Here is a 26,877-nt window from a genome sequence, read left to right as displayed (position 1 = left end):
AACAGCCGACTTTCGGATTCGGAAGTCCTGACGTTTTTCATCTGGAACCCATCCTGGCGGGAGGGCGACTCGAAGGAGGAACTATGAAAACGCGCACCTGTCTATTCGCGACTGTAGCCGCTCTCACCCTTGTCGCGTCTCCGGTCCTCGCTGCTCCCGGGGGCAATGGCAATGGCAACGGCAATGGCGGCAGCAACGGTAACGGCGGAAACTCGGCCGGGGCCGGCTCGCAGGGACACGGAGCCGCCACGTCCGCCGCGGCCAAGGACAAGTCGACGACCGGAGTTGCTCATGCAGCGGCGGTCGTTGCGACGACACCGGCCTCACCACAGGCCACGTTGGCCTTGCAGGCAGCGCTGGCAAGACAGACCGCGGATGACGCGGCAGACAGTTCCGACGACACTTCCGACGAAACCGAATAAACTTTCGAAGCAGCCACTTGTTGTGTTGAAAAGCCGCGGTTCGCCGCGGCTTTTTCGTTTCCCGACGACGAACTCTCAAGGTGAACAGCGCTTCCAGAAAAAAGCTGCTCCACGGCGGCACTGAAGCTACGCTAAGGCCAAACGCCGCCGCATCGGCGTCGGATTCGATTGCATTCGAGGAGATCCCATGACCGGCTTTGTCGACCGCGAGCGCGCAACTGACCTGATGCAGCGCGCCGGCATCGAGGCGATGGTGCTTTGCGAGCCCGAGGCGTTCCAATATGCCACCGGTGCCTGGATCGGCCCGGCCGGCCTGTTCCGGCGGGCCGGCGCCGGTTTCGTCGTTATTCCCAAGCGAGGCGACCTGCCGATCGGCGTCGTGGTGGCGGATTTCCAGGCTGCCCAGCTCCGGGCGGCGATGGCCGGCGCCGTGCTGCGCACGCATGCGATCTGGATCGAATCGGCGTCGCTCGAGCCGGCGACGGCCGACCGGCCTGTTGCGCAGCGCATCGAGGCCGGCTTGGTTGGCCGCGCCCCCGGTTTTTCACGTCCGGCGACCTTCGAGCTTGCCCGCTCCGTCCGCGAGCTGAAAACGATCCTCGCAGAATTCGGGCTGGAGCGTGCGACGCTCGGCATCGAGCTGGATTTCGTCTCGGCCAGCGATTTTTCCGCGATGCAGGCGATATTGCCGGGCACTGCCCTGGTCAACGGCTCGCCGGTTCTCGACAGGCTGCGGGCAATCAAATCGCAGAGCGAGATCGACCTTCTGCAGCAGGGCATCGCCCTGTCGGAAGCCGGCCTGTCGCGGCTGCAGCAGCATGCGACGACCGGCATGCGTCAGTCTGAGCTGGTCGCGCTTTACCGGCAAGGCGTCGCGGATGCAGCCGCCGGGTCGTCGCAGCAAATCTCGACGGCGGAATACGTCACGCTGGGCGCTCGCCCAAAAGGCGCCGACGCCGTCGCCGCCGCCGGCGATCCGCTGAAGGCCGACATGGTGTGCAGCGTGAACGGCTATGCCTCGGATATGTCGCGGAATTTCACCTTCGGGCCGCCGTCGCCCGAACAGGCCGAATTGCATGCGATAGCCGAACGCGCCTTCGCCGACGGGCTTGCCGCGCTTGTGCCCGGAAAGCCGTTAGCCGCCGTGCATCGCGCCGCCAGCGAAAGCCTGGCGCGCCAGGGCCTGCATTCCTATCGCCGCGGCCATTTCGGCCACGGGGTCGGCCATTCCGTGTTTTCCGAGCAATGGCCGTTCATCTCGGCCGACAGCAATGTCGTGATCGAGGCCGGCATGGTGCTGGCATTCGAGATCCCGCTCTACATCGACGGTCTCGCCAGCTTCAATCTCGAGGACCAGTTCCTGATCACCGCCAACGGTCCGTCACCGATGAACCGCCTGCCGAGGCGCCTGGATATTATCGGCTGAATCCAGCCGTTATCTGGCGCCGGCCACGCCCCTGCGGAAATCCGACGGCGACATGCCGGAAAGCTTGCGGAACGACTTGTTGAAGGCACTGAGCGAGCCGAAGCCCGATTCCATGGCGACGCGCAGCACATTGGCATCCTGATGCATCAGCAGCGCCTGCGCGTAGCTGAGGCGCAGCAAATTCACATATTCATTGAGCGTCATGCCGGTCGATTTCTTGAAGATGCTCATGGCGTATTTGGGATGGATATCGGCCGCCGCGGCGATGTCGACGCAATCGATCTCGTAGAGGAAATTCTCGGCGATGAAGTCGCACATGCGCCCGACATTGCGCAGCGATTGCTGATCGAAGGGACTGCCTATCTCCTGTTCGACCGGGGTTTCGGGCACCAGCCGGTAAGGCTCGAAGCGCACCCGCTCCAGCCGCAGCAAAAGCTCGTTGACGGCATGCTCGGCCTTGACCGGGTCGCCGGAGCGGGCATAGCGGTTCCAGCGCTCGAAATTGTGGTCGTCCGACCGGTCGGTGGCGTCGGTCACCAGCGTCGCGCCGGTCATCAGCCTGTTGCGGACCTCCACGGGCAAATGCAGCCGGAAGAAATGCACCAGCGGCAGATGCGCGCCGGCATAGATGGCATCGTCGGAGGCTTCGTCCATCTGGTGCGGCAGGCCGCCCCAGAACAGACACATGTCGCCAGCAGAGAGCGAAAGCCCGTGCCCGTCCATACGGTAATGCACGGCCCCGCGCACGATGAAATTCACCTCAACCTGGGCGTGCCAATGCGGCTTGAGCATCACCAGGGGCTGGGTGTGGAACATCTGCAGCAGCAGCGGCAGGCCCTCCACGCTGCTGGCGCCAGGCTGGTAAAACGGCCTTTCCGGCATCTTACTTTCCGCTCATTTCTTATTCCCTTTGTCGCGGACAAGGCTTTCCCGAGGCCTAGTCTAGCCACGCTCGCAAACAGAGAGCAACTGAAATGGGAGGATTTCAATGCGCATAAAATTGACCTGCGCCGCGCTCGCGCTTGCCTTGGGCTCCAGCCCGGCCTTTGCGCAGTCCGGTGAAATCACGATCTGGAGCTGGAATATCGCCGCTTCGTCGCTGAAGGCCACCATAGCGGGCTTCAACAAGCAGTATCCCGACATCAAGGTGACGGTCGAGGACCTTGGCAACCAGCCGACCTACGACAAATCGATCGCCGGCTGTGCCGCCGGCGGCGAGGGGCTGCCTGACATCGTTACGATCGAGAACGGCGAAGCCGAAAACTACTGGAGCCAGTTCCCGGATTGCTTCGTCGACCTGCATACGCTCGGCTACACCGCGGAAGACCAGGCAAAATTCCCCGACTTCAAGCGTACCGAGCTCGAGGTTGACGACAAGGCCTATGCGATGCCCTGGGATTCCGGTCCAGTGGCGATGTTCTACCGCCGCGACTTCTACGAGAAGGCTGGCGTCGATCCGTCCTCGATCAAGACCTGGGACGATTTCATCGCCGCCGCCAAGAAAATCCAGGCCGCCAATCCCGGCGTCACGATGACCAACGCCGATTTCAACGGCGATTCCGAATTCTTCCGCATGATCTCCAACGAGCAGGGTTGCGCCTACTTCTCCGCCGACGGGCAATCGATCACGGTCAACCAGCCCAAATGCGTCAATGCCATGACCAAGATCAAGGAGATGAAGGACGCCGGCATCATTTCCTCTGCCGACTGGAGCACCAAGATCACCAACAACACCGCCGGCAAGGTCGCCACGCAGATGTATGGCGGCTGGTATGAAGGCACCGTGCGCACCGAATCGCCCGATGGGGCAGGCAAATGGGGCGTCTATCTGATGCCGAGCCTGACCGCCGACGGTCCGCGCGCCGCCAATCTCGGCGGCTCCTCGCTCGCCATCACCTCGGTGTCGAAGAACAAGGAAGCCGCCTACGCCTATCTGAAATACACGCTTGCGACGAATGAGGGCCAGATCACCATGCTGAAAGGCTTCGGCCTGGTGCCGTCGCTGATCTCGGCGCTCAACGACCCTTATGTCTCCGAAGGCCTGCCCTATTGGGGTGGCCAAGCCGTGTGGAAGGACATCCTCGGCACCTTGCCCAAGGTCGTCCCCAGCCGCGGCACGCCGTTCCAGAGCGACGCCGAAATCATCATCCGCGCGGTGCAGACCAAATATCTGGCCGGCGGCTATCCCGACGCCAAAGCAGCGCTCGACGATGCCGCAAGCCAGATCGCCGCGGCGACCGGCCTGCCGGTCAAGTCGTGATCTAGACGAGGCGGCTCCGAGCGCGCGGCTCCCCTTCTCCCCAAGGGGGAGAAGGTATCGCCGAAGGCGACGGATGAGGGGTGCTCCAGCTTGGCGCCGGCGGCACTCCGGCCATCACCCCTCAACCGTCTCGGCGCTACGCGCCGATCCACCTTCTCCCACAAGGGGAGAAGGCAAGAACTTGAAAGCAGAAAGGAGGAAAACGATGCGCTACCAGAACGCCACGGCGTATCGCTTCCTCGCGCCGTATCTGCTGATTTTTTCGATCTTCTGGCTGTGGCCGATCATCGATTCTTTCCTGATCTCGTTCCAGGCGACGCGCACCGTGCCGTGGCGCTTCGCGCCGACCTTCAACTGGGGCCGGCTGATCGGCGATCCGGCCTTCTTCAATGCCTTGAAGAACACATTGCTGATCCTTGTCATCCAGGTGCCGGTGATGATTTCGCTGGCGATTGTGATGGCGGTGCTTTTGAATTCGCCACTGCTCAAGGCCCGTGGCCTGTTCCGCTTTGCCTTCTTCGCGCCGGTCGTGGTCGGCGAGGTCGCCTATTCGGCGGTTTTCCGGCTGATGTTCAATCTCGACTACGGCATCATCAACAAATTGCTGAACAGCATCGGCCTGCCCAGTGTCGACTGGTTTACCAACGTCACCCCGGCGATGGCGGTGATCATGATGGCGGTGACGTGGCGCTGGGCCGGCTACAACGCCATCATCCTGCTCGCCGGCCTGCAGTCGATTCCCGAGGATGTCTACGAGGCGGCGACCCTGGACCGGGTCAGCAAGGTCAAACAGTTCTTCTACATCACGCTGCCGCTGCTCAAGCCGATCATCGTGTTCTGCGCCGTGCTGTCGATCATCGGCACCATGCAGCTGTTCACCGAGCCCTTCCTGATCACCGAGCGCGGCGGGCCGGGCGGCGGCACCGAAACGCTCGGGCTGCTGCTTTACCGCCAGGGCTTCCGGTCGCTCAATTTCGGCTACGCTTCGGCCGTCGCCTACACCATGGCCGGGCTGGCGATTGCCATTTCGCTGGTGCAGATATGGCTGACGAGGGAACCGAAATGACCTCGCACTCAAGAGTCAGCCGTTCCCAGGCCAGATTGGGACGCAGCATCGCGCTGCATCTGTTCCTGACGCCGCTGGCGCTGGTCTGGCTGTTTCCGCTGTGGATGATGGTGGTTTTTTCGACGATGCCCGACAACGGCATCTTCAGCCCCGACATCGAGCTTTTGCCGCATGGCAATTTCCTCGACAATGTCAGCAATCTGCAGCGCGGCACCAATTTCATCGGCGCCATCGGCATCTCCGTGTCGGTGGCGGTGACCTATACCTTCCTGTCGGTGATGCTGACCTCGATGGCCGGCTGGGCGCTGGCGCGTTACAACTTCTTCGGCAAGGGCATGGTCGTCGCCATCATCTTCGGCACCATCACGCTGCCCTATGCGGTCGTGCTGATCCCGCAATTCATCATGGTGGCGCGCGACTTCAAGCTCGCCAACACTTGGGTGGCGCTGATCGTGCCGCCGCTGTTCAATTCGCTGGGCGTGCTCTTCATGCGGCAGAGTTTTTCGATGATGCCGCACGAGCTGTTCGACGCCGCCAAGGTCGAGGGCGTCAAGGAATGGCGGATATTCCTGTTCGTCGCACTGCCTCTGGCGCGGCCGATGCTGGCGGCGCTCGCCATCATCCTCTTCCTTGCCTCCTGGAACAACTATCTCTGGCCGCTGCTGATCAATTCCAAGCCGGGCGCAATGACCGCGCCCGTGGCGCTCGGCACGCTGATCGGTCTCACCAAGGTGTCCTGGGGCGGCATCATGGCGGGCGCGGTGATGCTGACGGCGCCAATGCTCGTCGTGTTCGTGCTTCTGCAGCGCCATTTCGTTGCCGGCATCGCCGCCGGCGCCATCAAGTAAGGATCAGCATGGCGGCAGTCACACTCAAAAACGTCATCAAGCGCTTCGGCGTCTTCGAGATCGTCCACGGCGCCAATATCGACATCGATGACGGCGAATTCGTCGTCTTCGTCGGCCCTTCCGGCTGCGGCAAGTCCACGCTGCTTCGGATGATCGCCGGGCTCGAGGACATCAGCGACGGCGAGATCGCAATTGGCGGCAAAGTGGTGAACGACGTCGAGGCAGCCGATCGCGGCATCGCCATGGTGTTCCAGTCCTACGCGCTCTATCCGCACATGACGGTCGAGCAGAATCTGAGCTTCGGCCTGAGAATGACCGGCAACCCCAAGGCAGATACCGAGCGGCGGGTGAAGCGGGCTTCCGAAATCCTGCGCATCGCCGAGCTGATGAAGCGGCGGCCGCGGCAATTGTCGGGCGGCCAGCGCCAGCGCGTCGCCATCGGCCGCGCCATCGTGCGTGAGCCGCAAGTGTTCCTGTTCGACGAACCGCTCAGCAATCTCGATGCCGAGCTCCGGGTGCAGATGCGCGTCGAGATATCGCGCCTTCATAAGGAACTCGGCGTTACCATGGTCTATGTGACGCACGACCAGACCGAGGCGATGACGCTGGCCGACAGGATCGTCGTGCTCAACGCCGGCAATATCGAGCAGATAGGCGCGCCGCTCGATCTCTACGACGACCCCGCCAACCGCTTCGTTGCCGGCTTCGTCGGCTCGCCGAAAATGAACTTCCTGGCGGCAAAAATGGTCGGGGCCGACAACGGTGCGGCGGTCGTCGAACTGGTCAATCATCGCGGCGCGCGACTGCGCAAGCCGCTTTCGGATGCCTTGCCTGCAACAGGCGGCGATGTCGTGCTTGGCGTGCGGCCGGAGCATTTCTTCGACGCCGGCCAGGGCGATTGCGACCTTACCCTCAAGGCCGACGTCGCCGAGCACTTGGGATCGGTGAGCTATGTCTATGCCAATTCCGGTACCGGGGGCGGACGCGAGGAACTGATCATCGAGCGCGAGGCCTCGCGGCATCGCGCGAACGGCGACGACCTGGTGGTGTCGATCAGGGCCGACCGCTCGCTTCTCTTCGACGCCACCGGCGCACGCATTCGCTAACCCATCTTTCTTTTGTCCGATCGCGATTGCTCGCGGCCACCCCACGGAGATTTGACATGACGTCCAAACCAGAAAAAGTTCGCTGGGGCATTCTCGGGCCCGGCAACATCGCCAAGGCTTTTGCCGGGGGCGTCGCCCATTCGCGCACCGGCACATTGGTCGCCTTAGGGGCGCGCAATCCCGGCAAGGCGGGGCTCACCGAGGCTTTCCCCGGCGCCCGCATCCTGGACGGCTACGAGGCTTTGGTTGGCGATCCGGATGTCGACGCGATCTATATTTCGACGCCGCATCCGAGCCATGCCGAATGGGCGATCAAGGCGGCCGAGGCCGGAAAGCACGTGCTTTGCGAAAAGCCGCTTGGCCTGACCGCATTCGAAGCCGACGCCATGATCCATGCCGCGCGCAAGGCCGGCACCTTTCTCGGCGAAGCCTTCATGTACCGGCTGCATCCGCAGACGGCCAAGCTGGTCGAGGTGATCAGGGCCGGCGCGATCGGCGACATCAAGATGATCAAATCCAGCTTCGGCTTCGCCATGCCGGGCTTCATGCCGGAGCACCGTCTCTACGCCAAGGATCTCGCCGGCGGCGGCATTCTCGATGTCGGCGGTTATCCCGTCTCGATGGCGCGGCTGATTGCCGGCGCAGCAGTGGGAAAGCCCTTCGCCGAGCCGGACAAAGTCGTCGGCGCTGCGCATCTCGGCCAATCCGGCGTCGACGAATGGGCGTCGGCGCTGTTGCATTTTCCGGGCGGCATCGTCGCGGAAGTGTCCTGCAGCATCTCGCTCGCTCAGGACAATGTCTTGCGTATTCTCGGCAGCAAAGGCCGCATCGAGGTGGCGGATTTCTGGTATGCCGGCGGCCAGCAAGGCGGCACCGGCGAAATCCGCATCATCCGTCCGGGTGACACCGAGGTGGTCGAGGTCAGGGAGGACGGCTGGCTGTACGCATTTGAGGTCGACGCCGCCGGCGAGGCCATTCTCGGCGGAAAGCAGGAGTTCGCCTGGCCCGGCATGGGCTGGGCCGACAGTCTCGGCAATCTGCGCGTGCTCGACAAATGGCGGGCCGCAATCGGGCTCGAATACGACATCGAGAAACCGGCAAAGCGCGTCAACACGATCTCCGGACGGAAGCTGCGCTCCGGCGGAACCGCCATCCCCAAGCGCAGCATTCCGGGCCTGCCGCGGCCGGCCTCGTGCCTGGCGCTCGGCTTCGAGGATTTCCGCACCTTTTCGTCGGGCGCCATCCTGCTCGATGCCTATTTCGAGGCCGGCGGCAATCTGTTCGACACCGCCTTCGTCTATGGTTCCGGCTATACCGAGACGCTGCTCGGCCAGTGGCTGAAGAACCGCGGCGTGCGCGAGCAGTCGGTGGTCATCGGCAAGGGCGCGCACTCGCCGCTCTGCTATCCCGACGTCATCGGCAAACAGCTCACCCAGTCGCTCGAACGGCTGCAGACCGACCATATCGACGTCTATTTCATGCACCGCGACAATCCGGATGTGCCGGTCGACGAGTTCGTCGATGCGATGGACCGCGAGGTCAAGGCCGGCCGCATTCGCGGTCCGTTCGGCGGCTCGAACTGGACGATGGAACGCATGGATGAGGCGATTGCCTATGCCGAGCGCACCGGCAAGCAGAAGCCCGGTGCGCTTTCCAACAATTTCTCGCTGGCCGAAATGCTGGAGCCGATCTGGGCAGGCTGCGTCACCTCCTCCAGCGACGAATGGAAGGCCTGGCTCGCCGCCCGGCAGATGCCGAATTTCGCCTGGTCGAGCCAAGGCCGCGGCTTCTTCACCGACCGCGCCGGCCGCGACCGGCGCGACAATGAGGAGCTGGTCCGGGTCTGGTATTCGGAGAGGAATTTCGGCCGTCGCGACCGCGCCATCGAGCTCGCCAGACGGCTGGGCAAAAGCCCGATCCACGTCGCGCTCGCCTATGTCCTGGCGCAGCCCTTTCCGTCCGTCCCGCTGATCGGGCCGCGCACGCTCGACGAATTGGAAGACAGCCTCCAGGCGCTCGACATTTCACTTTCGCCGGACGATCTTGCATGGCTGGATAGCGGTTCGGATCAGGCCCGCGCGCAGGCCTGACGGCAGCGGCGATCGCTTCGGCCTACGTTGGCCCCTTAGCTTCCGGACTGTTTGCGCTGCCCTCACCCTCTCCCGCAAAGAACCCGGAAAGGGTAAGAATGAGGGCAGCGCAAACGTCACTGGAAGTTAGGGAAGACAGATGCTCGACATCGCACCGACGAAACAGGCGGCCACCTGGCTCGATTCCTTTGCCCGGGCGCTCGAGGCCGGCGACGTCGAGGCCGCAACCAATTTGTTCGTCGAGGACTGCTACTGGCGCGATCTGCTGACCTTCACCTGGAACATCAAGACGATGGAAGGCCGCGCCGCGATCCGCGACATGCTGGCGGCGACGCTGGCAATGACTAGGCCTGCCCAGTGGCAGCTCAGCGGCGAAGCGACTTCGGACGAGGGCACGATCGAGGCCTGGTTTTCTTTCGAGACGTCATCGGCGTGGGGCCATGGCATCATGCGCCTCAGGGACGGCAAATGCCGGACGCTGTTTACGGCGATGAGCGATCTCAAGGGGTTGGAGGAGCGCAAGGGCCCGGCGCGGCCGCTGGGCGTCCGCCACAAGGCGGATCCGGAACGCGAGACCTGGCTGGAGGCGAGGCGCCGCGAGGCGCGTGATCTCGGCGTTAGCCAGCAGCCCTACTGCCTGGTTATCGGCGGCGGCCACGGCGGCATCATGCTGGGGGCGCGGCTCAGGCAATTGGGCGTGCCGGCCATCGTCATTGAGAAGAATGCGCAGGCCGGCGATTCCTGGCGCAATCGCTATCGCTCGCTCGTGCTGCACGACCCGGTCTGGTACGACCATCTGCCCTACATCCCGTTTCCCGAGAACTGGCCGGTGTTCACGCCCAAGGACAAGATGGGCGACTGGCTGGAAATGTATACGCGCGTCATGGAGCTCAACTACTGGACCTCCACGACATGCGTCAGCGCGTCCTACGACGACGCCGAAAAAATCTGGACGGTCGAGCTCGATCGCGCCGGCGAGCGCATCACGCTGAAGCCCAGGCACATCGTCTTTGCAACCGGTGCTTATGGCCCGCCCAGGCGCATCGACCTGCCGGGCGCCGAGGTCTTCGACGGCGAAATCTTGCATTCCAGCCAGTATTCCAGCGGCGAGAAATTCCGCGGCAAAAAGGTCGCCGTCATCGGCGCGGCAAGTTCCGGCCATGACGTCAGCGTCGACCTCTGGGAGAGCGGCGCTGAGGTGACCATGGTCCAGCGCTCGCCGACGACGGTGGTCAAGTCGGACACGCTGATGGAGATCGGTTTCGAGATCTTTTCGGAAAAGGCGCTGGCCCGCGGCATCACCACCGAGAAGGCCGACATGATCGTCGCCTCGACGCCGTTCGCGCTGCTGCCGCAAGGCCAGCGCGCGCTTTACGACATCATCAAGGCGCGCGACGCGGCCTTCTACGATCGCTTGCGCGGCGCCGGCTTCGCCATCGATTTCGGCGACGACGAGACCGGGCTCCTGATGAAGGCCTACCGCACGGGCTCGGGTTTCTATATCGACGTCGGCGCCTGCGATCTGATCATCGACGGCGAGATCGGCATCCGCAGCGGCGTCGGGATCAAGTCGCTGACGCCGACAGGCATTCTCTTCGACGACGGCACCGAACTCACGGCCGACGCGATCATCGCCTGCACCGGCTATCAGTCGATGAACGAAACGGTGGCGGCGATCGTCTCGCGCGAAGTCGCCGACAAGGTCGGCCCGTGCTGGGGGATTGGCTCGGGCGTGAAAGGCGATCCCGGGCCGTGGCAAGGCGAATTGCGCAACATGTGGAAGCCGACGGCACAGGAAGCGCTGTGGTTCCACGGCGGCAATCTGGCGCTGTCGCGCTTCTATTCGAAGTACGTCGCGCTGCAGATCAAGGCGCGCATGGAAGGCATTGCGACGCCGGTCTATGGAGCGCCGGGGGAGTAGGCTGCGCGGCCCTTCCCTTCTCCCCTTGTGGGAGAAGGTGGCCGAGCGAAGCTCGGTCGGATGAGGGGTGTTCCAGCTTGGCAAAGACGGCGATCCTCCCAACACCCCTCAACCGTCTTGGCGCTGCGCGCCAATCCACCTTCTCCCACAAGGGGAGAAGGAAGAGCCGCACAGCCCTCAATCGTGCCCACGCCCGAAATGCCGGCTCGCCACCTCGACATGCGTGTCGTGCGCATGCGCTTCGAAGCGTTCGGTCTCGCCGAGATCGTCCACCGCCTCGTTCGGCCACCAGCTGCCGCCGACCACGATACCGTCCGAGACCAGCCTTTGCTCGGCGACCAGCGAGGCGCCGACCGAATCGACAAAGGTAAAGCGGCCCGGACGCAGCCGCAACACCGCGATGTCGCCGACCGCACCCACCGCAAGCCTGCCGAGATCGGGCCTGGCGATCGCCTCGGCCGGCCGCTGTGTCGCGGCGCGCAGCACCTCGACAAGCGGCATGCCGAGCGCCAGCAGTTTCGACATGCAGACCAGAATGTCGAAGGCCGGCCCGTCGACACAGTAGAGATGCACGTCGCTGCTGATCACGTCCGGCGCCAGCCCCTCGCTCAGCATCGCCTTGGCGACCTCGAAATCGAACGAGCCCATGCCGTGGCCGATGTCGAAGATGACGCCGCGCTCGCGCGCCAGCCGCATATCTGGCCGCACCGCCCCCGAGGCGAAGACCGGCGCGTTGGGAAACGGCCGGAAGCAGTGGGTGAGGATGTCGCCCTTGCGCAGCCGCGGCAGCACTTCCGAGCGGCCCGGCGGCGGCTCGTCTATGTGCGCCATCAGCGGCAGGCCGGCTTTGTCGGCGGCTTCGAGCGCGAGATCGACCGGCGCGATGCCGCTGCTGCCGCCGGCATGGCGACCCGAGCGGACCTTGACGCCGACAACCACGTCCGCGTGCTCGCGAGCCGCCGCTACCGTCTCGCGCGGTTCGCAGAGCCGGAGGTCGCTACACTCGCCGACCGCCACGGTCTGCGAGAAGCCGAATATGCCGGCAAAGGAAATGTTGACATAGGCCAGGATGCGGACTTTCGAGCGCTCGATGACGTGGCGGCGAAAGCCAAGGAAATTGCCGGCGCCGGCACTTCCGGCATCGATGAAGGTGGTGGTGCCGCTCTTTGCGGCGAGCCGGTCGGCATCGACGCCGAGCGACGTGCCGCCCCAATAGACATGGCTGTGCAGGTCGATCAGGCCCGGCGCGACGATGGAGCCCGTGGCATCGATGACGCGGGCGGCACGTTCGAAGGGGATTTCGGTGTCGATCGCGGCGACACGGCCGTCGGCAATCGCCAGATCGCGCTGCGCGTCGAGGCCGGACGCCGGATCGATGAGGCGGCCGCCTTTTATCAGGAGATCGAATTGCATCGCGCCTGTCTCCACTTTCCCGTCAGGCCGGCCTGTAGGCAACGGCCTCGACCTCGATCTTGATGTCGATCATCAGCCGCGACTCCACTGTCGTGCGCGCCGGCGGGTCTTTCGGAAAATGCCTGGCATAGACGGTGTTGAAAATGCCGAAATCGCGGGCGTCTTCGAGCCAGACCGTCGTCTTGACTACGTCGTCGAGGGTACAGCCGGCCAGCGCCAGTGCCGCCTTGACGTTCGACAGCACCTGCTCGGTCTGTTCGGCGATGCCGCCCTTGACCACCAGCCCGTCTGTGCCGACCGGCACCTGGCCTGAGACATAGACGAAGTCGCCGGCCCTGACCGCCGGCGACAACGGCACATGGGATTTTCCAAAACACTGCTTGGGCAAGGAGGCCTCCTCTGGAAATCGTTGCGTGACCGCGCGACTTGTCAGCTTGGCGCGAGAGGACGCGGCCTCTCTGCGAGTCTCATCCAACATTTTCGAAGCCTATATCGCTTTGCCGCGAGAGCGCCAGAACGATCACTGCGCTCGGTGATCCTTCGCGCCCCCCTCTGCCCTGCCGGGCATCTCCCCCACAAGGGGGGAGATCGGACGTCACCTTGGCTTTCGCCAATCTTCACCGTCGTAGGAATGAGCGGAGCGCCGAAGCTGCCGATCTCCCCCCTTGTGGGGGAGATGTCCGGCAGGACAGAGGGGGGCGCTGTCCCGCCACCGTCTCTGGACCCGCGTCGTCAGGCCCGCTCAGCGGTCGATCCGCGTCGACAGGATGATCGACGACGACGTGCGCTCGACTCCGTCCATGGCGCCGATCTGGTCGAGGAGCGTGTCGAGATCCCTGATCGACGGCGCTTCGACGATGACGATCATGTCGAAATTGCCGCTGACCGAGTGCAGCGTGCGAACCGGTGGCAGCGCCTGCAGGCTGCGCACTACCTTGTCGGCAAGCTTGGGGGTGACGGTGAGCAGGACATGCGCCCTGACCAGCCCCTGCTCGTAATCCGGCGACAGCCTGACGCCGTAGCCGGTGATGATGCCGCGCTGTTCCAGCCGCTCGATCCGGCTTTGCACCGTCGTTCGTGAGACGCCCAGCCGCCGCGCCAGTTCGGCGGTCGAGGCGCGCGCATTGGTGCGCAGCAGGGAAAGCAGAGCCTGGTCGGCATCGCTGAGCATTTCGACGAACCTTACCGGCACATTGCCCAAAGAGAGGCTGCGTTTCGTACAATCTCACGCTTCCTTTCGACAGGCAAGCTGCGATTCTAACCGTGAATTTAGCATTGGTGCGAGGGACCGGTCATGAAGGAAATCATCGTCGTCGGCGCCGGCAAAATTGGCTCGACCATTGCCGAGATGCTGGCTTCCACGGGCAACTACCATGTCACGCTCGTCGACCGCTCGGCGGCGCAGCTCGGCGCGGCCGAACTGCCTGAAACGGTCGAGACGCTGGAACTCGACATCGAAGCCGCCGGCACCCTCGAAGCGGCCTTGGCCGGCAAATTCGCGGTGCTCAGCGCCGCGCCCTTTCATCTGACCACGCGCATCGCCGAGGCGGCGGCCAGCGCCGGCGTGCACTATCTCGATCTGACCGAGGACGTCGTCAGCACCAGGCGGGTCAAGGAACTGGCTCGTTCCGGCAGCAGCGCCTTCATCCCGCAATGCGGTCTGGCGCCGGGCTTCATCTCGATCGTTGCCAACGATCTCGCCAGCCGCTTCGACACGCTGGAAAGCGTGCGCATGCGGGTCGGCGCGCTGCCGCAATACCCGTCGAATGCGCTGAACTACAATCTGACCTGGAGCACCGACGGCGTCATCAACGAATATTGCGAGCCGTGCGAGGCGATCGTTGAAGGCGAGCTTGTCGAGGTGCCGCCGCTGGAGGAGCGTGAAGAATTCTCGCTCGACGGCGTCACCTACGAGGCGTTCAACACCTCGGGCGGGCTGGGCACGCTGGCCGAAACGCTGAAAGGCAAGGTGCGGACGCTGAACTACCGCACCATCCGCTATCCCGGCCATGCCGCGATCATGAAGGCGCTGCTCAACGACCTCGGCCTGCGCCACCGCCGCGACGTGCTGAAGGACATTTTCGAAAGCGCCCTGCCGGCGACGCTGCAGGACGTGGTCATCGTCTTCGTCACTGTCAGCGGCCGCAAGAACGGCCGCCTGCTGCAAGAGACCTACGCCAACAAGATCTACGCCAAGCGCGTCGGCGAAACGGTGCGCAGCGCCATCCAGATCACCACCGCCTCCGCCATCTGCGCGGTGCTCGACATGCTGGCCGACGGGACCTTGCCGGCGAGAGGCTTCATCAAGCAGGAGGACATCGCCCTCGACGCCTTCCTAGCCAACCGCTTCGGCCGCGCCTATGCGCAGCACGAAATGGTTAGCCGGCTTGCAGGGTGAGCTGCGTAATCTCCCCCCTCGAGGGGAGATGTCGCCGAAGGCGACAGAGGGGGTCGCCTCGCGTAGAGCGCCAACCTCCATCTGTCGCAAGGGAGGTCGCATCCAGTCGAACCGACCCCCTCTGGCCTGCCGGCCATCTCCCCCTCAAAGGGGGGAGAGCGCGAGCCCTCAGATATGCAGTGCGTGCCCCAGCGCCTTCAGCGCCGCTTCCTGAAAACCCTCGCCCTGTGTTGGATGGGCATGGATCGTCCCGGCGATATCCTCTAGCGTCGCGCCCATCTCCAGCGCCAGCCCAAATGCCGTCGACAGTTCCGACACGCCCTGGCCGACCGCCTGGATGCCAAGCACCAGATGGTTGTCCGCCCGCGCCACTACCCGAACGAATCCGTCCTCGCCCAACTTCGTCATCGCCCGGCCATTGGCGGTGAAGGGAAACAGTCCGACCTTGATCTCGCCACGGGTCTTGGCCTCCTCCGGCGACAGGCCTGCGGTGACCAGCTCCGGATCGGTGAAACAGACAGCCGGGATCGCTCGTCTGTCCCAGCTGCGCTTGTGGCCGGCGACGATCTCGGCGACCATTTCGCCTTGCTCCATGGCCCGGTGCGCCAGCATCGGCTCGCCGGTGACGTCGCCAATGGCAAAGATGCCACGCATCGAGCTGCGGCACTGGTCGTCGATGCGGATGAAGGGTCCGGCCATGTCGAGGTCGATCTGCTCCAACCCCCAGCCTTCGGTCACCGGCTTGCGACCGACCGTGACCAGCATCTTGTCGGCGGCAATCTTGCCGTTCTTGCCGCCATTCGTCTCGACCAGCAGCGCGTCGCGCTTAGTGGACAGCCCCTTGGCCTTGGCGTTCACGAGCACCTCGATGCCGAGTTCGGCCAGCCGCTTCACCACCGGCCGGGTCAGTTCCGCATCATATTGCGCCAGCACGCGCGGCAACGCCTCGACCACGGTCACCCTGGCGCCCAGCTTGGCAAAGGCGATGCCGAGTTCCAGCCCGATGTAGCCGCCGCCGACCACCGCCAGCCTCTCCGGAACTTCGCTCAGCGCCAGCGCCTCGGTCGACGAAATGACCGGACCGCCGAACGGCAGCGATGGCAGCTCGACCGGCGCCGAGCCGGTCGCTATCACCACCGTTTCGGCGCGGATCACCTGCATGCCGATCTCGGTCTCGACGGCAACGGTCTTGCCGTCGCGAAATGTCGCCCAGCCATGCACCGTCTTCACGCCAGCTTTCTTCAGCAGGCCGGCGACGCCGTTGTTCAGCCGGCTAACGATGCCGTCTTTCCAGGCAATGGTCGCCGCGAGATCAAGCGACGGTGCCGTGACCGTTATGCCGAGTGGACTTTTGCCGCCGGCCATGTGCGAGAGCTTTTGGAACTCTTCGGCTGCATGGATCAGCGCCTTTGACGGGATGCAGCCGACATTGAGGCAAGTGCCGCCCGGTCTGCCTGCCTCGACGATCACCGTGTCGATGCCAAGCTGCCCGGCGCGGATGGCGCAGACATAGCCGCCCGGACCGGCGCCGATGACCAGCAGCTTGCAGGAGATTTCCTTCATCATTGCACCTTAGTTCGACGAGCCGGCGGGGCAGCACCCCCCTCTGTCCTGCCGGACATCTCCCCCTCAAGGGGGGAGATTGGCAGCTTTCGCGTTCGGCTTAGTCCTGCAAAGCTGGAGATTGGCGAAAGGCGGGATGACGGCCGATCTTTTCCCTTGAGGGGGAGATGCCCGGTAGGGCAGAGGGGGGCGCGAAGGATCGCTACTGCTCTCATCTCGCGCCCCTGCGATCCTCTGTTCATCTCTTCAGTCCACAAAAATCAGTGCCGGCGTTTCCAGCAGCGCCTTTATCCGCTGGATAAATACCGCCGCGTCCCAGCCGTCGATGACGCGGTGGTCGAAGCTGGAGGACAGGTTCATCATTTTGCGCGGGATGAACTGGCTGCCGTCCCATACCGGCCGCACCATCATCTTGTTGACGCCGACGATCGCCACTTCCGGATGATTAATCACCGGCGTCGTCGCCACGCCGCCCATGGCGCCCAGCGAAGTGATGGTGATGGTCGATCCCGAGAGTTCGTCGCGCGTCGCCGTGCCGGATTTTGCCGCCTCGGCCAGCCTGACAACCTCGGCTGCACAGTCCCAGATGTCGCGCGCCTCGGCGTGCTTGACCACCGGCACCATCAGCCCGGAAGCCGTCTGCGCGGCGATGCCGATATGGACGCCGCCATGCTGGTGGACGATGCCGGCTTCGTCGTCGAACAGTGCGTTGATATTGGGCTGGTCGGCGATTGCCTTGACCATCGCCCGCATCAAGAACGGCAGCAGCGTCAGCTTCGGCCTGTCCGCGCCCGGCCGCTTCTCCTTGTTGAGCGCGGCGCGCAAATCCTCGAGCGCGGTGACGTCGATCTCCTCGACATAGGTGATATGCGGGATGCGCGACTTGGCCAGCGTCATCTTCTCGGCGATCTTTCGCCTGAGCCCGATTATCTTGATGTCCTCGACCGCCTCGTTGCGGACGAGGCCAAGGGCCTTCGCGAGCTGCGGTCCGCGTGCCAGGAAGGCGTCGATGTCCTCGGGCCGGATGCGGCCGGCTGGGCCGGTTCCCGGGACCTGCCGAAGGTCGATGCCGGCCTCTTTCGCCCTGAGGCGGACGGCCGGCGAGGCCAGTGGCTTTTCGCCCTCGGGGCGCCGCGCACCGACCGGCGCTATACCCCCGAAAGCCGGCGCAGTACCCCCACCCCTAGCCCCTCCCCACAAGGGGGAGGGGGATTCGCCACCCGCCGCACTTAGTCCCTTATGCGTTGGTGTTTTTCCAGGTGATCGTGGAGCGGTCTCGGGTTCGGCCTTGGAGGTTGCGGCACGTCCCCCTCCCCCTTGTGGGGAGGGGTTAGGGGTGGGGGTACTGCGCCCGGTGGGGGTATTCTTGGCGCCCGCCTCAGTGGCCTGCGACGCAGCATCCCTGACATTGCCCTCGCCCGCCACCTTCAACCTGACAATCGGCGAGCCGATCGCCACCGTGTCGCCGATCTCGGCGCCCAACCAGACGATCTCGCCATCGACGGGCGACGGAATTTCGACCGTCGCCTTGTCGGTCATCACGGCGGCAAGCACGGCGTCCTCGCGCACGAGGTCGCCAACCTTGACCTGCCATTCGACGAGCTCGGCCTCGGCGACGCCTTCGCCGACATCGGGCAGCTTGATGACATATTCGCCCATCGTTCCCCCTTCAGGCTTCCATCGTTTCGACCAGCGCGCGGCCTAGCCGGGCAGGACCGGGAAAATAGTCCCACTCCTGCGCATGCGGATAGGGCGTGTCCCAGCCGGTGACCCGCGTCACAGGCGCTTCCAGATGGTAGAAGCAGCTCTCCTGAACCAGCGCCGAAAGTTCGGCGCCGAACCCCGATGTCAGCGTCGCCTCGTGCACGACCACGCAGCGCCCCGTCTTGTTGACCGAGGCGACGATCGTCTCGAGATCGAGCGGCAGCAGTGTCCTCAGATCTATGATCTCGGCATCGATGCCGGTCTCCTCGGCTGCCGCCTGGGCGACATAGACCATCGTGCCATAGGCAAGCACGGTGACTGCCGCACCCGGCCGTCGGATCACCGCCTTGCCGAGCGGCACCGTGTAGTGGCCGTCGGCGACTTCGCCGAGCTCATGTTTCGACCATGGCGTTACCGGCCGCTCGTGATGACCGTCGAAGGGGCCGTTGTAGAGCCGCTTCGGCTCCAGGAAGATCACCGGGTCGGGATCCTCGATCGCCGCGATCAGCAGGCCTTTGGCGTCATGCGGATTGGACGGAACCACGACCTTCAGGCCGGAGACGTGGGTGAACAGCGCCTCCGGGCTCTGGCTGTGGGTCTGGCCGCCGAAAATGCCGCCGCCGGTCGGCATTCTCACGACGATCGGGCAGGTGAAATCACCGTTCGACCGGTAGCGCAGCCGCGCCGCTTCCGAGACGATCTGGTCATAGGCCGGATAAACATAGTCGGCAAACTGCACTTCGACGCAAGGCTTCAGCCCGTAGGCGGCCATGCCGATGGCCGCGCCGACAATGCCGGATTCGCTGATCGGCGCATCGAAGCAGCGGCTCTTGCCGTATTTCGCCTGCAGGCCCTGGGTGCAGCGGAAGACGCCGCCGAAGAAGCCGACATCCTCGCCGAACACGATGACTTGGCTGTCGCGCGCCATCGACACGTCCATGGCGTCGCGGATCGCCTCGATCATGGTCCGCCGCGGCATGATCAGACCCCTGCCTGTTGGCGCTGGCGCCTGAGATGCGGCGGCATCCCGGCATAGACGCCCTCGAACATGTCGCGCGCCGAGGGCTTGCCGCCGGCATGCAGCGTGCCATGGCGCTCGGCCTCCCGCTGCGCCGAAATCACCGTGTCGAGGATTTCCGCCTCGGCCTGGGCGTGGCGTTCGTCCGACCAGACGCCGCGCTGGATGAGATGGTTCTTCAGCCTGACGATCGGGTCGCCGAGCGGCCAGGCGTCGGACTCGGCCTTCGGCCGGTAGGCCGACGGGTCGTCGGAGCTGGAATGGGCGCCGACGCGGTAAGTGACGTATTCGACCAGCGTCGGCCCGAGATTGCTGCGCGCCCGTTCCGCCGCCCATTTGGCCACCGCATGGACGGCGAGATAGTCGTTGCCGTCGACGCGCAGCGACGGAATACCGAAGCCGAGCCCACGGGCGGCAAAAGTACCGGAGCCGCCGCGGGCGATGCCCTGGAAGGTCGAGATCGCCCACTGGTTATTGACGACGTTGAGCACGACCGGCGCCTTGTAGGTCGAGGCGAACACCAGCGCCGAATGGAAGTCGGACTCGGCGGTCGAGCCGTCGCCGATCCAGGCGGCGGCGATCTTTGAATCGTTGCTGATTGCCGAGGCCATCGCCCAGCCGACCGCCTGGATGTACTGCGTCGCCAGATTGCCGGAGATCGAGAAGAAGCCGTGCTCCTTCGACGAATACATGATCGGCAATTGCCGCCCTTTCAGCGGATCGGCCTCGTTCGAATAGATCTGGTTCATCATCGTGACCATCGGGTAGCCGTCGGCGATGAGCAGGCCGGCCTGCCGATAGGTCGGAAAATTCATGTCGCCCCGCGACAGCGCCTTGCGGAAGGCGCAGCTCACTGCCTCTTCGCCGAGATGCTGCATGTAGAAAGAGGTCTTGCCCTGGCGCTGCGCCATCTGCATGCGCGCATCGAAGCTGCGCAGCGTCATCATATGGCGCAGCCCCTCCAGCAACTCGTCGTCCGAAAGCAGTCCTGCCCACGGCCCGACCGCCTCGCCGGCGCGGTTGAGCACGCGGATGATCGAGAAGGCCAGATCGCGGATGTCGCGCGGGTCGACGTCGATCTTCGGGCGCGGCACCGAGCCAGCTTTTGGAATGCTCACATTGGAGAAATCCGGCGTCCCGCCCGGCCGCACTTCTGGTTCCGGAACATGGAAGCGCAGCATTCCGGCATCGGCCATGATCTCGGTCCTCCACTGTTGCCCGGCCAGGATATTTGCACACCGCCAGACCAGTGCCAATTCGTCGGGCGAGGCTTCGCTGCCGCTGGCTACTGCCCGCGGCAGACAGGATGGAGATATGTCGGCGAAATTTCTTGTCGATCTTCCGCGCCGGCGCGCAATTTGGCGAATGGCCCGGGCCGATCTGGCGCATGAGAAGACATTCCTGGTGGCAAGATCCCTCTGTCGGAGTTCCTTCGCACCCCCCTCTGTCCTGCCGGACATCTCCCCCTCAAGGGGGGAGATTGCGCCCTCATCTCGGCTTTCGCCAATTACCGAGGGTGTTAAGGGAGAGCTGTCGGCGAAACTGCCAATCTCCCCCCTTGAGGGGGAGATGTCCGGCAGGACAGAGGGGGGTGCTGCCCCTCCGGCGTCTCGAAACAATCCCCCAGCCCTCCGTTCACCCCGCGCCCGCGTCATGCTAATCAGCGCCCATGGCACAGAAGAAAGCATACGAGGTCGATGCATGGCTCGCGAAGCCGGATCCGCGCGTCTCGATCGTGCTGCTTTACGGTCCCGATCGCGGGCTGGTTGCCGAGCGGGCAAAGACCTTTGCCGGCAAGACCGGCCTGCCGCTTTACGATCCGTTCTCGGTGGTCAGGCTGGACGGATCGGAAGTCGATCGCGACGAGGGCCGCCTGCTCGACGAGGCGCGCACCGTGCCGATGTTTTCGGAGCGGCGCCTGCTATGGGTGCGCAATGCCGGCGCCCAGAAGGGGCTTGCCGATGATGTCAAGGCGCTGACGTCGGAGCCCGCGCGGGACGCCATCGTCCTCATCGAGGCCGGCGACTTGAAGAAGGGCGTCGGCCTGCGCGCCGTGGTGGAGGCGGCGGACAATGCCATGGCATTGCCTTGCTATGCCGATGAGGCCAGGGATATCGATACGGTCATCGACGACGAACTGCGCAAGGCCGGCATGTCGATGACGCTGGAGGCGCGGCAGGCGCTGCGCCGCAATCTCGGCGGCGACCGGCTGGCCTCGCGCGCCGAGATCGAAAAGCTTGTGCTTTATGCGCATGGCCAGCCCGAAATCGGCCTCGACGACGTCAAGGCGACGTCTGGCGATGTCTCGGGCCTCTCCTTCGACGCGGCGGTCGACGCCCTGCTCGAAGGCAGGATCGCCGACTTCGACACCGCCTTCACCCGCCATTGCCAGTCCGGCGGCCAGCCCTTTCTGGTGCTTTCATCGGCGATGCGGCAGTTGCAGGCGATCCAGGCGATGCGCGGCCAGATGGACGCCGGCGGCCGCAATGCCGCTTCGGTCGTAGCCGCGGCGCGCCCGCCGGTGTTTTTCTCCAGGCGCAAGCTGGTCGAGAAAGCCCTCGAACGCTGGAGCAGCGAGGCGCTCGGCCGCGCCCTCAACCGCCTGCAGACGGCGGTCCTGCAGACACGCCGGCGGCCGGATCTGTCGGTCGCGCTGGCACGCCAGGCCCTGCTCGGCATTACCGTAGAGAGTGCCAGGCTGGCGCAGAGATAGGAGCACCCGCCCTTCTCCCCCTGTGGGAGAAGGTGGATCGGCGCGCAGCGCCGAGACGGATGAGGGGTGTTGGACGGAATGAGGCGTCGGCGTTCCCTGGAACACCCCTCATCCGTCGCCTTCGGCGACACCTTCTCCCACAGGGGGAGAAGGGAGAGCCGCGCCAAGCCTTCAACGCTGGCAATACAAGCCGCGCACCCTGGAGTGAACAAGAGCTTGAGGCTTAGCAGAAGCAGCGTCTCTGCCCAACCCGGATATTATGCGCCGGCTAACTACCTACTCCCGCTTCAGCCTTCGGCAAAGCTCGTCGAGCTGCTCCAGCGTCCGGTAGGCGACGCTGATCACGCCGCCGCGCTGGTTGTGCTCGATCGTGACGATCATGCCGATCGTGCTGGTCATCAGCCGCTCCAGCGCCAGTGTGTCCGCATCCTTTTGCGGCGGGGGCGCGGGCTGGCGCTTTGCCGCCGGCGCGCCGACCGGCAGCTGCGCCAAGGCTTCGGCCTGGCGCACCGAAAGCCCCTCGTCGATGATCCGCTTGGCAAGCCCGGCCGGGTCGTCGGCCGTCACCAGGGTGCGGGCGTGGCCGGCCGAGAGCGCGCCGTCGACCAGCATGTCGCGAATGACGTCGGGCAGCTTGAGCAGCCTCAGCGTATTGGCGACATGGCTGCGGCTCTTGCCGATCACCTGGCCGAGATCTGCTTGGGTATAGCCGTGGTCGTCGATCAGCTGCTGGTAGCCGAACGCCTCCTCGACCGGGTTGAGGTCGGTGCGCTGGACGTTTTCGATGATCGCCAGTTCGAGCGCCGTGCGATCGTTGACGTCGCGTACGATGATCGGGATTTCGGTCAGCCCGGCGCGTTGCGCCGCGCGCCAACGACGCTCGCCGGCGATGATCTCGTAGCGGCCCGTTTGGGTTTTCGACGGCCGCGCCACCACCGGCTGCACCACGCCATGTTCGCGGATCGACTGGGCGAGGTCGGTCAGGTCGGCGTCGCCAAAATGCCGGCGCGGGTTTTTGGGATTGGGGCTGAGGAACTCGATCGGCACCTTGCCGTCGGCCGCCAGGCCCGGCTTTTCCGGTGCCGCCGGGCGATCGATTTCGCCGATCAGGGCCGCCAGTCCCCGTCCCAGTCTTTTCCTCGAAGGGTCTTCGTTCATCGTCCGTCCAGATCGTTTCGGTGTCGAATCGGCTTATTGTTTAGGCAGCACGCAATTTGCGCTCGCGGCGGATGACTTCCGAAGCAAGCTGCAGATAGGCCTGGCTGCCCGAGCATTTGAGGTCGTAGAGAATCGCCGGCTTGCCGTAGGACGGCGCCTCGGAAACGCGGACATTGCGCGGGATGACGGTTTCATAGACCTTGTCGCCCATATGCGCCCGCACATCCTGCACCACCTGGTTGGCGAGATTGTTGCGCCCGTCGAACATGGTCAGCACGATGCCCTGGATCGTCAGGTCGGGGTTGATCGAGCGGCGCACCTGCTCGACCGTCTCCAAAAGCTGGCTCAGGCCCTCCAGCGCGAAAAACTCGCACTGCAGCGGCACCAGCACCGAATCGGCCGCAGCCATCGAATTCAGTGTCAGCAGGTTGAGCGAGGGCGGGCAGTCGATCAGCACATAGCCGAAATTGGCCGAGCGCTCGGCCGAAGCCCGCAGCGCGTTGCGCAGCCGCAGCACCCGATCCGGCGCCGAGGCGATTTCCATCTCGATGCCGAGCAGGTCGAGCGTCGACGGTACAATCGACAGGCCAGGCACCGCCGTCGGGATCGCCGCCGCTTCGAGGTCCAGTTCGCCGGTCAGCACGTCATAGGAGGAGACGGTGCGGTCGCGCCGGTCGATGCCAAGCCCGGTGCTGGCGTTGCCCTGCGGGTCGAGATCGACGATCAGCACCTGTTCGCCTATGGCGGCGAGCGCCGTGGCCAGATTGATGGCGGTCGTCGTCTTGCCGACGCCGCCTTTCTGGTTGGCGACGGTGATGATTCGGGGGCCGTTCTTCATCATGGGTCTATGCCAGAAAGTCATTTGGGTCGCCGGTCACAAGCCAGGGTGCTGTCGCAAGTCGGATACTTCGAGAATGACGCCCTGCGCGTCGGTTGCACTGGCATGTTCTACCAGATCGAAAGACCATCGTTGAGCGCTTTCTGCCACTTCGGCACGGTAATCCCGGCCTTTGTGAAACAGGCCGCGCGACCCCTTGGTCAGCCACGGTGCCGTCAGGTCGAGCAAGCCGGGCAGCGAGGCGAGTGCCCTGGCTGTGACGATTTGCGGTGCAGGAACAAGAGGATAGCTGTCTTCGATGCGGCGCGCGATAACCTTGGCGGGCAGGCTGAACTGTCCGATGACCGCTTGCAGGAACGATGCTTTTTTCCGGTTGCTTTCAACCAGGTCGATACCGGTGCCGTCCCGCTCGGCAAGCAAAAAGGCCAGCACAAGGCCGGGAAACCCACCGCCGGAGCCGAGATCGACCCAGCGCTTCGCCTCTGGTTTGATTCGCGCCAGCTGCGCGCTGTCGAGGATGTGGCGGCGCCAGACATCGTCCTGCGTCGATTGCGCGGCCAGATTGATCCGGCGGTTCCATTTCTGGAAGACGGCCTCGAACTCGACCAGGCGATCGAATGTTTCACGTGAAACCGGGCCCGCTGCCGCCTGCAGGTTTGCCCAGGACGCAGCGCTCACGCGACCTGCTTTCGCGCGGTCGCCTCGGCATTGCGGACATGGGCGACGATAATCGCCAGCGCCGCCGGCGTCATGCCTTCCATGCGTTGCGCATCGGCAATCGAGCGCGGCTGGCGTGCCAGCATCTTCTGCTTCAACTCGTTCGACAGGCCGGGAACAGAAGCAAAGTCGAGCGATTCGGGAATAAGCCTGCTCTCCTCATGCCTGATCTGCGAAACATCGGCCTGCTGGCGGTCGAGATAGACAGAATATCTGGCTTCCGTTTCAAGACGTTCGGCCGTTTTGCTGTCGATCGCCGCGAAAGCCGGCTCGATCCGCGCCAGCCAGGCGATGTTGACGCCGGGATAGGCCAGCAACTCATAGGCCGAGCGACGGACGCCGTCCCGGTTGATCTCGAGCCCATGGCGCGCCGCCTCATTGGGGGTCATGGTGGTGCCGAGGGCGAGCTGTCGCGCCTTCTCAAGGTCTTGCATACCATTGTTGAAGCGCTGCATCCGCTCCGGCGAGGCAATCCCCAGCCCTATCGCCAGTGGCGTCAGCCGCTCATCGGCGTTGTCGGCTCGCAGCGATAGCCGGAACTCGGCCCGCGAGGTGAACATGCGGTACGGTTCGGCGATGCCGCGGCTGGTCAAATCATCGACCATCACGCCGATATAGGCTTCGGTGCGGCTCAGCACGATTTCCTCGCTCGCCGACGCCTTGCGCGCTGCATTCAAGCCGGCAAGCAGCCCTTGCGCGCCGGCCTCCTCGTAGCCGGTGGTGCCGTTGATCTGGCCGGCGAGGAAAAGGCCGGCGATCCGCCTGGTTTCCAGCGTTGGCTTGAGCTCGCGTGGATCGACATGGTCATACTCGATGGCATAGCCCGGCTGCAGCATGGTTGCCCGCTCCAGCCCCGGAATGGTCTTCAGGATGTCGAGTTGCACGTCCTCGGGCAGCGAGGTCGAAATGCCGTTCGGGTACACCGTGTCGTCGTCCAGCCCTTCCGGCTCCAGAAATATCTGGTGGCCTTCGCGGTCACCGAACTTGACGATCTTGTCTTCGATCGACGGGCAATAACGCGGCCCGACGCCTTCGATCGAGCCCGAATACATGGCCGAGCGGCCGAGATTGGCGCGAACCAGCTCGTGCGTCGCATTGGTCGTTCGGGTAATGCCGCAATGGATCTGCGGATTTTCGATGCGATCGGTCAGCAGCGAGAACGGCACAGGGTCCTCGTCCGCCGCCTGGCTCTCCAGTGACGCCCAATCGATCGTCCTGCCGTCCAGCCGCGGCGGCGTGCCGGTCTTCAGCCGCCCGAGCCTGAAGCCGGCGCGGCTCATCGTCGCCGACAGGCTGATGCTCGCCTGCTCGTTCATGCGGCCGGCGACGATCTTCTTTTCGCCGATATGGATCAGCCCGCGCAAAAAAGTGCCGGTCGTCAGCACCACGGCGCCGCAGGCGAACCTGCTTCCATCCGCCAATAGCACCGCCGCGATGCGTCCGTCGTCGGTTTCCCGGTTGTTGATTTCGAAATCCAGCACCTCGCCCTCGACCACGTCGAGGCCAGCCTGTTCGCGAATCGCCGCCTGCATGGCGAGCCGATAGAGTTTTCTGTCGGCCTGCGTCCGTGGCCCGCGCACCGCCGGTCCTTTGCGGCGGTTGAGCAAACGGAACTGGATGCCGGCCGCATCGGCAACGCGGCCCATCAGCCCGTCCATGGCGTCGATCTCACGAACCAGATGCCCCTTGCCGAGGCCGCCGATCGCCGGATTGCAGGACATCACGCCGATCGTGTCGAAGCGCAGCGTCACCAGCGCCGTCCTGGCGCCAGCCCGCGCGGCCGCACTAGCCGCCTCGCACCCAGCATGGCCGCCACCCACCACCACCACATCGTAGCGATTGGTCATTTCAGAATCCCGAATTCAAGTGGACCGACACATGTCCCTGGAGGCACGCGCTGTCAAGGACGCAGGGCCTTCAGACGCATGACTGCCCCCGACAATGCAGACAGAGATCGCCTGGCGCCGTTTTGTCTTCCCTTCTCCCCTTGTGGGAGAAGGTGGATTGGCGCGCAGCGCCAAGACGGTTGAGGGGGTGCTGGACGGAGCACTGTTGGTGCCAAGCTGGAACACCCCTCATCCGACCGAGCTTCGCTCGGCCACCTTCTCCCCCATGTTTGGACTGGGGACATCGCGAACAGATGTGCGAGGACATCGCGAACAGTTTTGCATGCTATCGCGCCAGGACATTGAGGTCGATGGTTTCTATTTTCTGAT

General features: G+C 64.4%; 23 protein-coding genes. 11 read left to right on the top strand and 12 right to left on the bottom strand.

The window, feature by feature from the left end; genetic code table 11:
• The first annotated feature begins 83 nt into the window (after window positions 1-83).
• Both NKI59_RS25060 and NKI59_RS25055 read left to right on the top strand, forming a co-directional pair.
• Entirely contained in the window at window positions 84-422 is a 339-nt protein-coding gene (locus tag NKI59_RS25060) for a hypothetical protein (RefSeq protein ID WP_352707592.1), read from the top strand.
• Between the two features lie 187 nt (window positions 423-609).
• Window positions 610-1,848: a M24 family metallopeptidase gene (locus NKI59_RS25055; RefSeq protein WP_352707590.1), complete on the top strand. Its 1,239-nt coding sequence runs from the start codon at window positions 610-612 to the stop codon at window positions 1,846-1,848.
• A 9-nt stretch (window positions 1,849-1,857) separates the two neighbouring features.
• Here the strand turns inward: NKI59_RS25055 and NKI59_RS25050 are convergent, their stop codons facing one another.
• On the bottom strand, window positions 1,858-2,730 hold the full coding sequence (locus NKI59_RS25050; protein ID WP_023675948.1) for a helix-turn-helix domain-containing protein: 873 nt from the start codon (window positions 2,728-2,730) through the stop codon (window positions 1,858-1,860).
• Between the two features lie 106 nt (window positions 2,731-2,836).
• Between NKI59_RS25050 and NKI59_RS25045 the strand changes: the two genes are divergently transcribed.
• From NKI59_RS25045 to NKI59_RS25020, 6 genes are all read left to right on the top strand, one after another.
• Window positions 2,837-4,108: an extracellular solute-binding protein gene (locus NKI59_RS25045; protein ID WP_352707588.1), complete on the top strand. Its 1,272-nt coding sequence runs from the start codon at window positions 2,837-2,839 to the stop codon at window positions 4,106-4,108.
• A 205-nt stretch (window positions 4,109-4,313) separates the two neighbouring features.
• Entirely contained in the window at window positions 4,314-5,174 is an 861-nt protein-coding gene (locus tag NKI59_RS25040) for a carbohydrate ABC transporter permease (protein ID WP_254817930.1), read from the top strand.
• Window positions 5,171-6,022: a carbohydrate ABC transporter permease gene (locus NKI59_RS25035; RefSeq protein WP_023675945.1), complete on the top strand. Its 852-nt coding sequence runs from the start codon at window positions 5,171-5,173 to the stop codon at window positions 6,020-6,022. Before NKI59_RS25040 ends, NKI59_RS25035 begins: the two co-directional genes overlap by 4 nt.
• Before the next feature lie 8 nt (window positions 6,023-6,030).
• Window positions 6,031-7,128 carry an ABC transporter ATP-binding protein gene (locus tag NKI59_RS25030; protein WP_352707586.1) on the top strand — a complete coding sequence of 366 codons (1,098 nt, stop codon included), beginning with the start codon at window positions 6,031-6,033 and terminating at the stop codon, window positions 7,126-7,128.
• Between the two features lie 56 nt (window positions 7,129-7,184).
• Window positions 7,185-9,218, top strand: a complete 2,034-nt coding sequence (locus NKI59_RS25025) for an aldo/keto reductase (protein ID WP_352707584.1) — start codon at window positions 7,185-7,187, stop codon at window positions 9,216-9,218.
• Between the two features lie 139 nt (window positions 9,219-9,357).
• Complete coding sequence (locus NKI59_RS25020) at window positions 9,358-11,139, top strand: NAD(P)-binding domain-containing protein (protein ID WP_352707582.1); 1,782 nt, start codon at window positions 9,358-9,360, stop codon at window positions 11,137-11,139.
• 177 nt (window positions 11,140-11,316) lie between these two features.
• Here the strand turns inward: NKI59_RS25020 and NKI59_RS25015 are convergent, their stop codons facing one another.
• The 3 genes from NKI59_RS25015 to NKI59_RS25005 all read right to left on the bottom strand — a co-directional run bounded on the left by NKI59_RS25015 (window position 11,317) and on the right by NKI59_RS25005 (window position 13,723).
• A complete protein-coding gene (locus tag NKI59_RS25015; protein ID WP_352707580.1) occupies window positions 11,317-12,552 on the bottom strand; it encodes an amidohydrolase/deacetylase family metallohydrolase in 1,236 nt (411 codons plus the stop codon).
• A gap of 22 nt (window positions 12,553-12,574) precedes the next feature.
• Window positions 12,575-12,940, bottom strand: a complete 366-nt coding sequence (locus NKI59_RS25010; RefSeq protein ID WP_023675940.1) for a RidA family protein — start codon at window positions 12,938-12,940, stop codon at window positions 12,575-12,577.
• A 354-nt stretch (window positions 12,941-13,294) separates the two neighbouring features.
• Complete coding sequence (locus tag NKI59_RS25005; RefSeq protein WP_352707578.1) at window positions 13,295-13,723, bottom strand: Lrp/AsnC family transcriptional regulator; 429 nt, start codon at window positions 13,721-13,723, stop codon at window positions 13,295-13,297.
• 123 nt (window positions 13,724-13,846) lie between these two features.
• Here NKI59_RS25005 and NKI59_RS25000 point away from each other — a divergent pair, with 123 nt between their 5' ends.
• A complete protein-coding gene (locus NKI59_RS25000) occupies window positions 13,847-14,950 on the top strand; it encodes a saccharopine dehydrogenase family protein (protein ID WP_352707576.1) in 1,104 nt (367 codons plus the stop codon).
• A 168-nt stretch (window positions 14,951-15,118) separates the two neighbouring features.
• On the opposite strand, the gene lpdA is transcribed toward NKI59_RS25000, so the two are convergent.
• The 4 genes from lpdA to NKI59_RS24980 form a co-directional block, all read right to left on the bottom strand.
• Window positions 15,119-16,513 carry a dihydrolipoyl dehydrogenase gene (gene lpdA, locus NKI59_RS24995; protein WP_352707573.1) on the bottom strand — a complete coding sequence of 465 codons (1,395 nt, stop codon included), beginning with the start codon at window positions 16,511-16,513 and terminating at the stop codon, window positions 15,119-15,121.
• Between the two features lie 246 nt (window positions 16,514-16,759).
• On the bottom strand, window positions 16,760-18,172 hold the full coding sequence (locus NKI59_RS24990; protein WP_352707571.1) for a dihydrolipoamide acetyltransferase family protein: 1,413 nt from the start codon (window positions 18,170-18,172) through the stop codon (window positions 16,760-16,762).
• Window positions 18,173-18,182: 10 nt separating this feature from the next.
• Window positions 18,183-19,196, bottom strand: a complete 1,014-nt coding sequence (locus NKI59_RS24985; protein ID WP_352685069.1) for an alpha-ketoacid dehydrogenase subunit beta — start codon at window positions 19,194-19,196, stop codon at window positions 18,183-18,185.
• Between the two features lie 2 nt (window positions 19,197-19,198).
• Window positions 19,199-20,431, bottom strand: coding sequence for a 3-methyl-2-oxobutanoate dehydrogenase (2-methylpropanoyl-transferring) subunit alpha (locus tag NKI59_RS24980; RefSeq protein WP_352707569.1), 1,233 nt, complete (start codon window positions 20,429-20,431; stop codon window positions 19,199-19,201).
• Window positions 20,432-20,904: 473 nt separating this feature from the next.
• On the opposite strand from NKI59_RS24980, the gene holA reads away from it, so the two are divergent.
• A complete protein-coding gene (holA, locus tag NKI59_RS24970; RefSeq protein WP_352707567.1) occupies window positions 20,905-21,948 on the top strand; it encodes a DNA polymerase III subunit delta in 1,044 nt (347 codons plus the stop codon).
• 276 nt (window positions 21,949-22,224) lie between these two features.
• Here holA and NKI59_RS24965 read toward each other — a convergent pair whose 3' ends face one another.
• The 4 genes from NKI59_RS24965 to mnmG are packed head-to-tail and all read right to left on the bottom strand — an operon-like array spanning window position 22,225 to window position 26,508.
• The gene (locus tag NKI59_RS24965; protein ID WP_352685058.1) at window positions 22,225-23,106 is read right to left on the bottom strand and encodes a ParB/RepB/Spo0J family partition protein; all 882 of its coding nucleotides are present in this window, start codon (window positions 23,104-23,106) and stop codon (window positions 22,225-22,227) included.
• Window positions 23,107-23,146: 40 nt separating this feature from the next.
• Complete coding sequence (locus NKI59_RS24960) at window positions 23,147-23,947, bottom strand: ParA family protein (protein WP_084642633.1); 801 nt, start codon at window positions 23,945-23,947, stop codon at window positions 23,147-23,149.
• A gap of 33 nt (window positions 23,948-23,980) precedes the next feature.
• Window positions 23,981-24,622: a 16S rRNA (guanine(527)-N(7))-methyltransferase RsmG gene (rsmG, locus tag NKI59_RS24955; protein ID WP_352685056.1), complete on the bottom strand. Its 642-nt coding sequence runs from the start codon at window positions 24,620-24,622 to the stop codon at window positions 23,981-23,983.
• Window positions 24,619-26,508, bottom strand: a complete 1,890-nt coding sequence (gene mnmG / locus NKI59_RS24950) for a tRNA uridine-5-carboxymethylaminomethyl(34) synthesis enzyme MnmG (protein WP_352685054.1) — start codon at window positions 26,506-26,508, stop codon at window positions 24,619-24,621. Before mnmG ends, rsmG begins: the two co-directional genes overlap by 4 nt.
• Before the next feature lie 94 nt (window positions 26,509-26,602).
• Between mnmG and NKI59_RS24945 the strand changes: the two genes are divergently transcribed.
• On the top strand, window positions 26,603-26,877 hold a 275-nt coding region (locus NKI59_RS24945), incomplete at its 3' end, for a hypothetical protein (protein WP_352707564.1).

Source organism: Mesorhizobium sp. M0598, assembly GCF_040320865.1.
In the GTDB taxonomy this organism is placed as follows: Bacteria; Pseudomonadota; Alphaproteobacteria; order Rhizobiales; family Rhizobiaceae; genus Mesorhizobium.
This window is presented reverse-complemented; position numbering and strand designations above follow the sequence as displayed.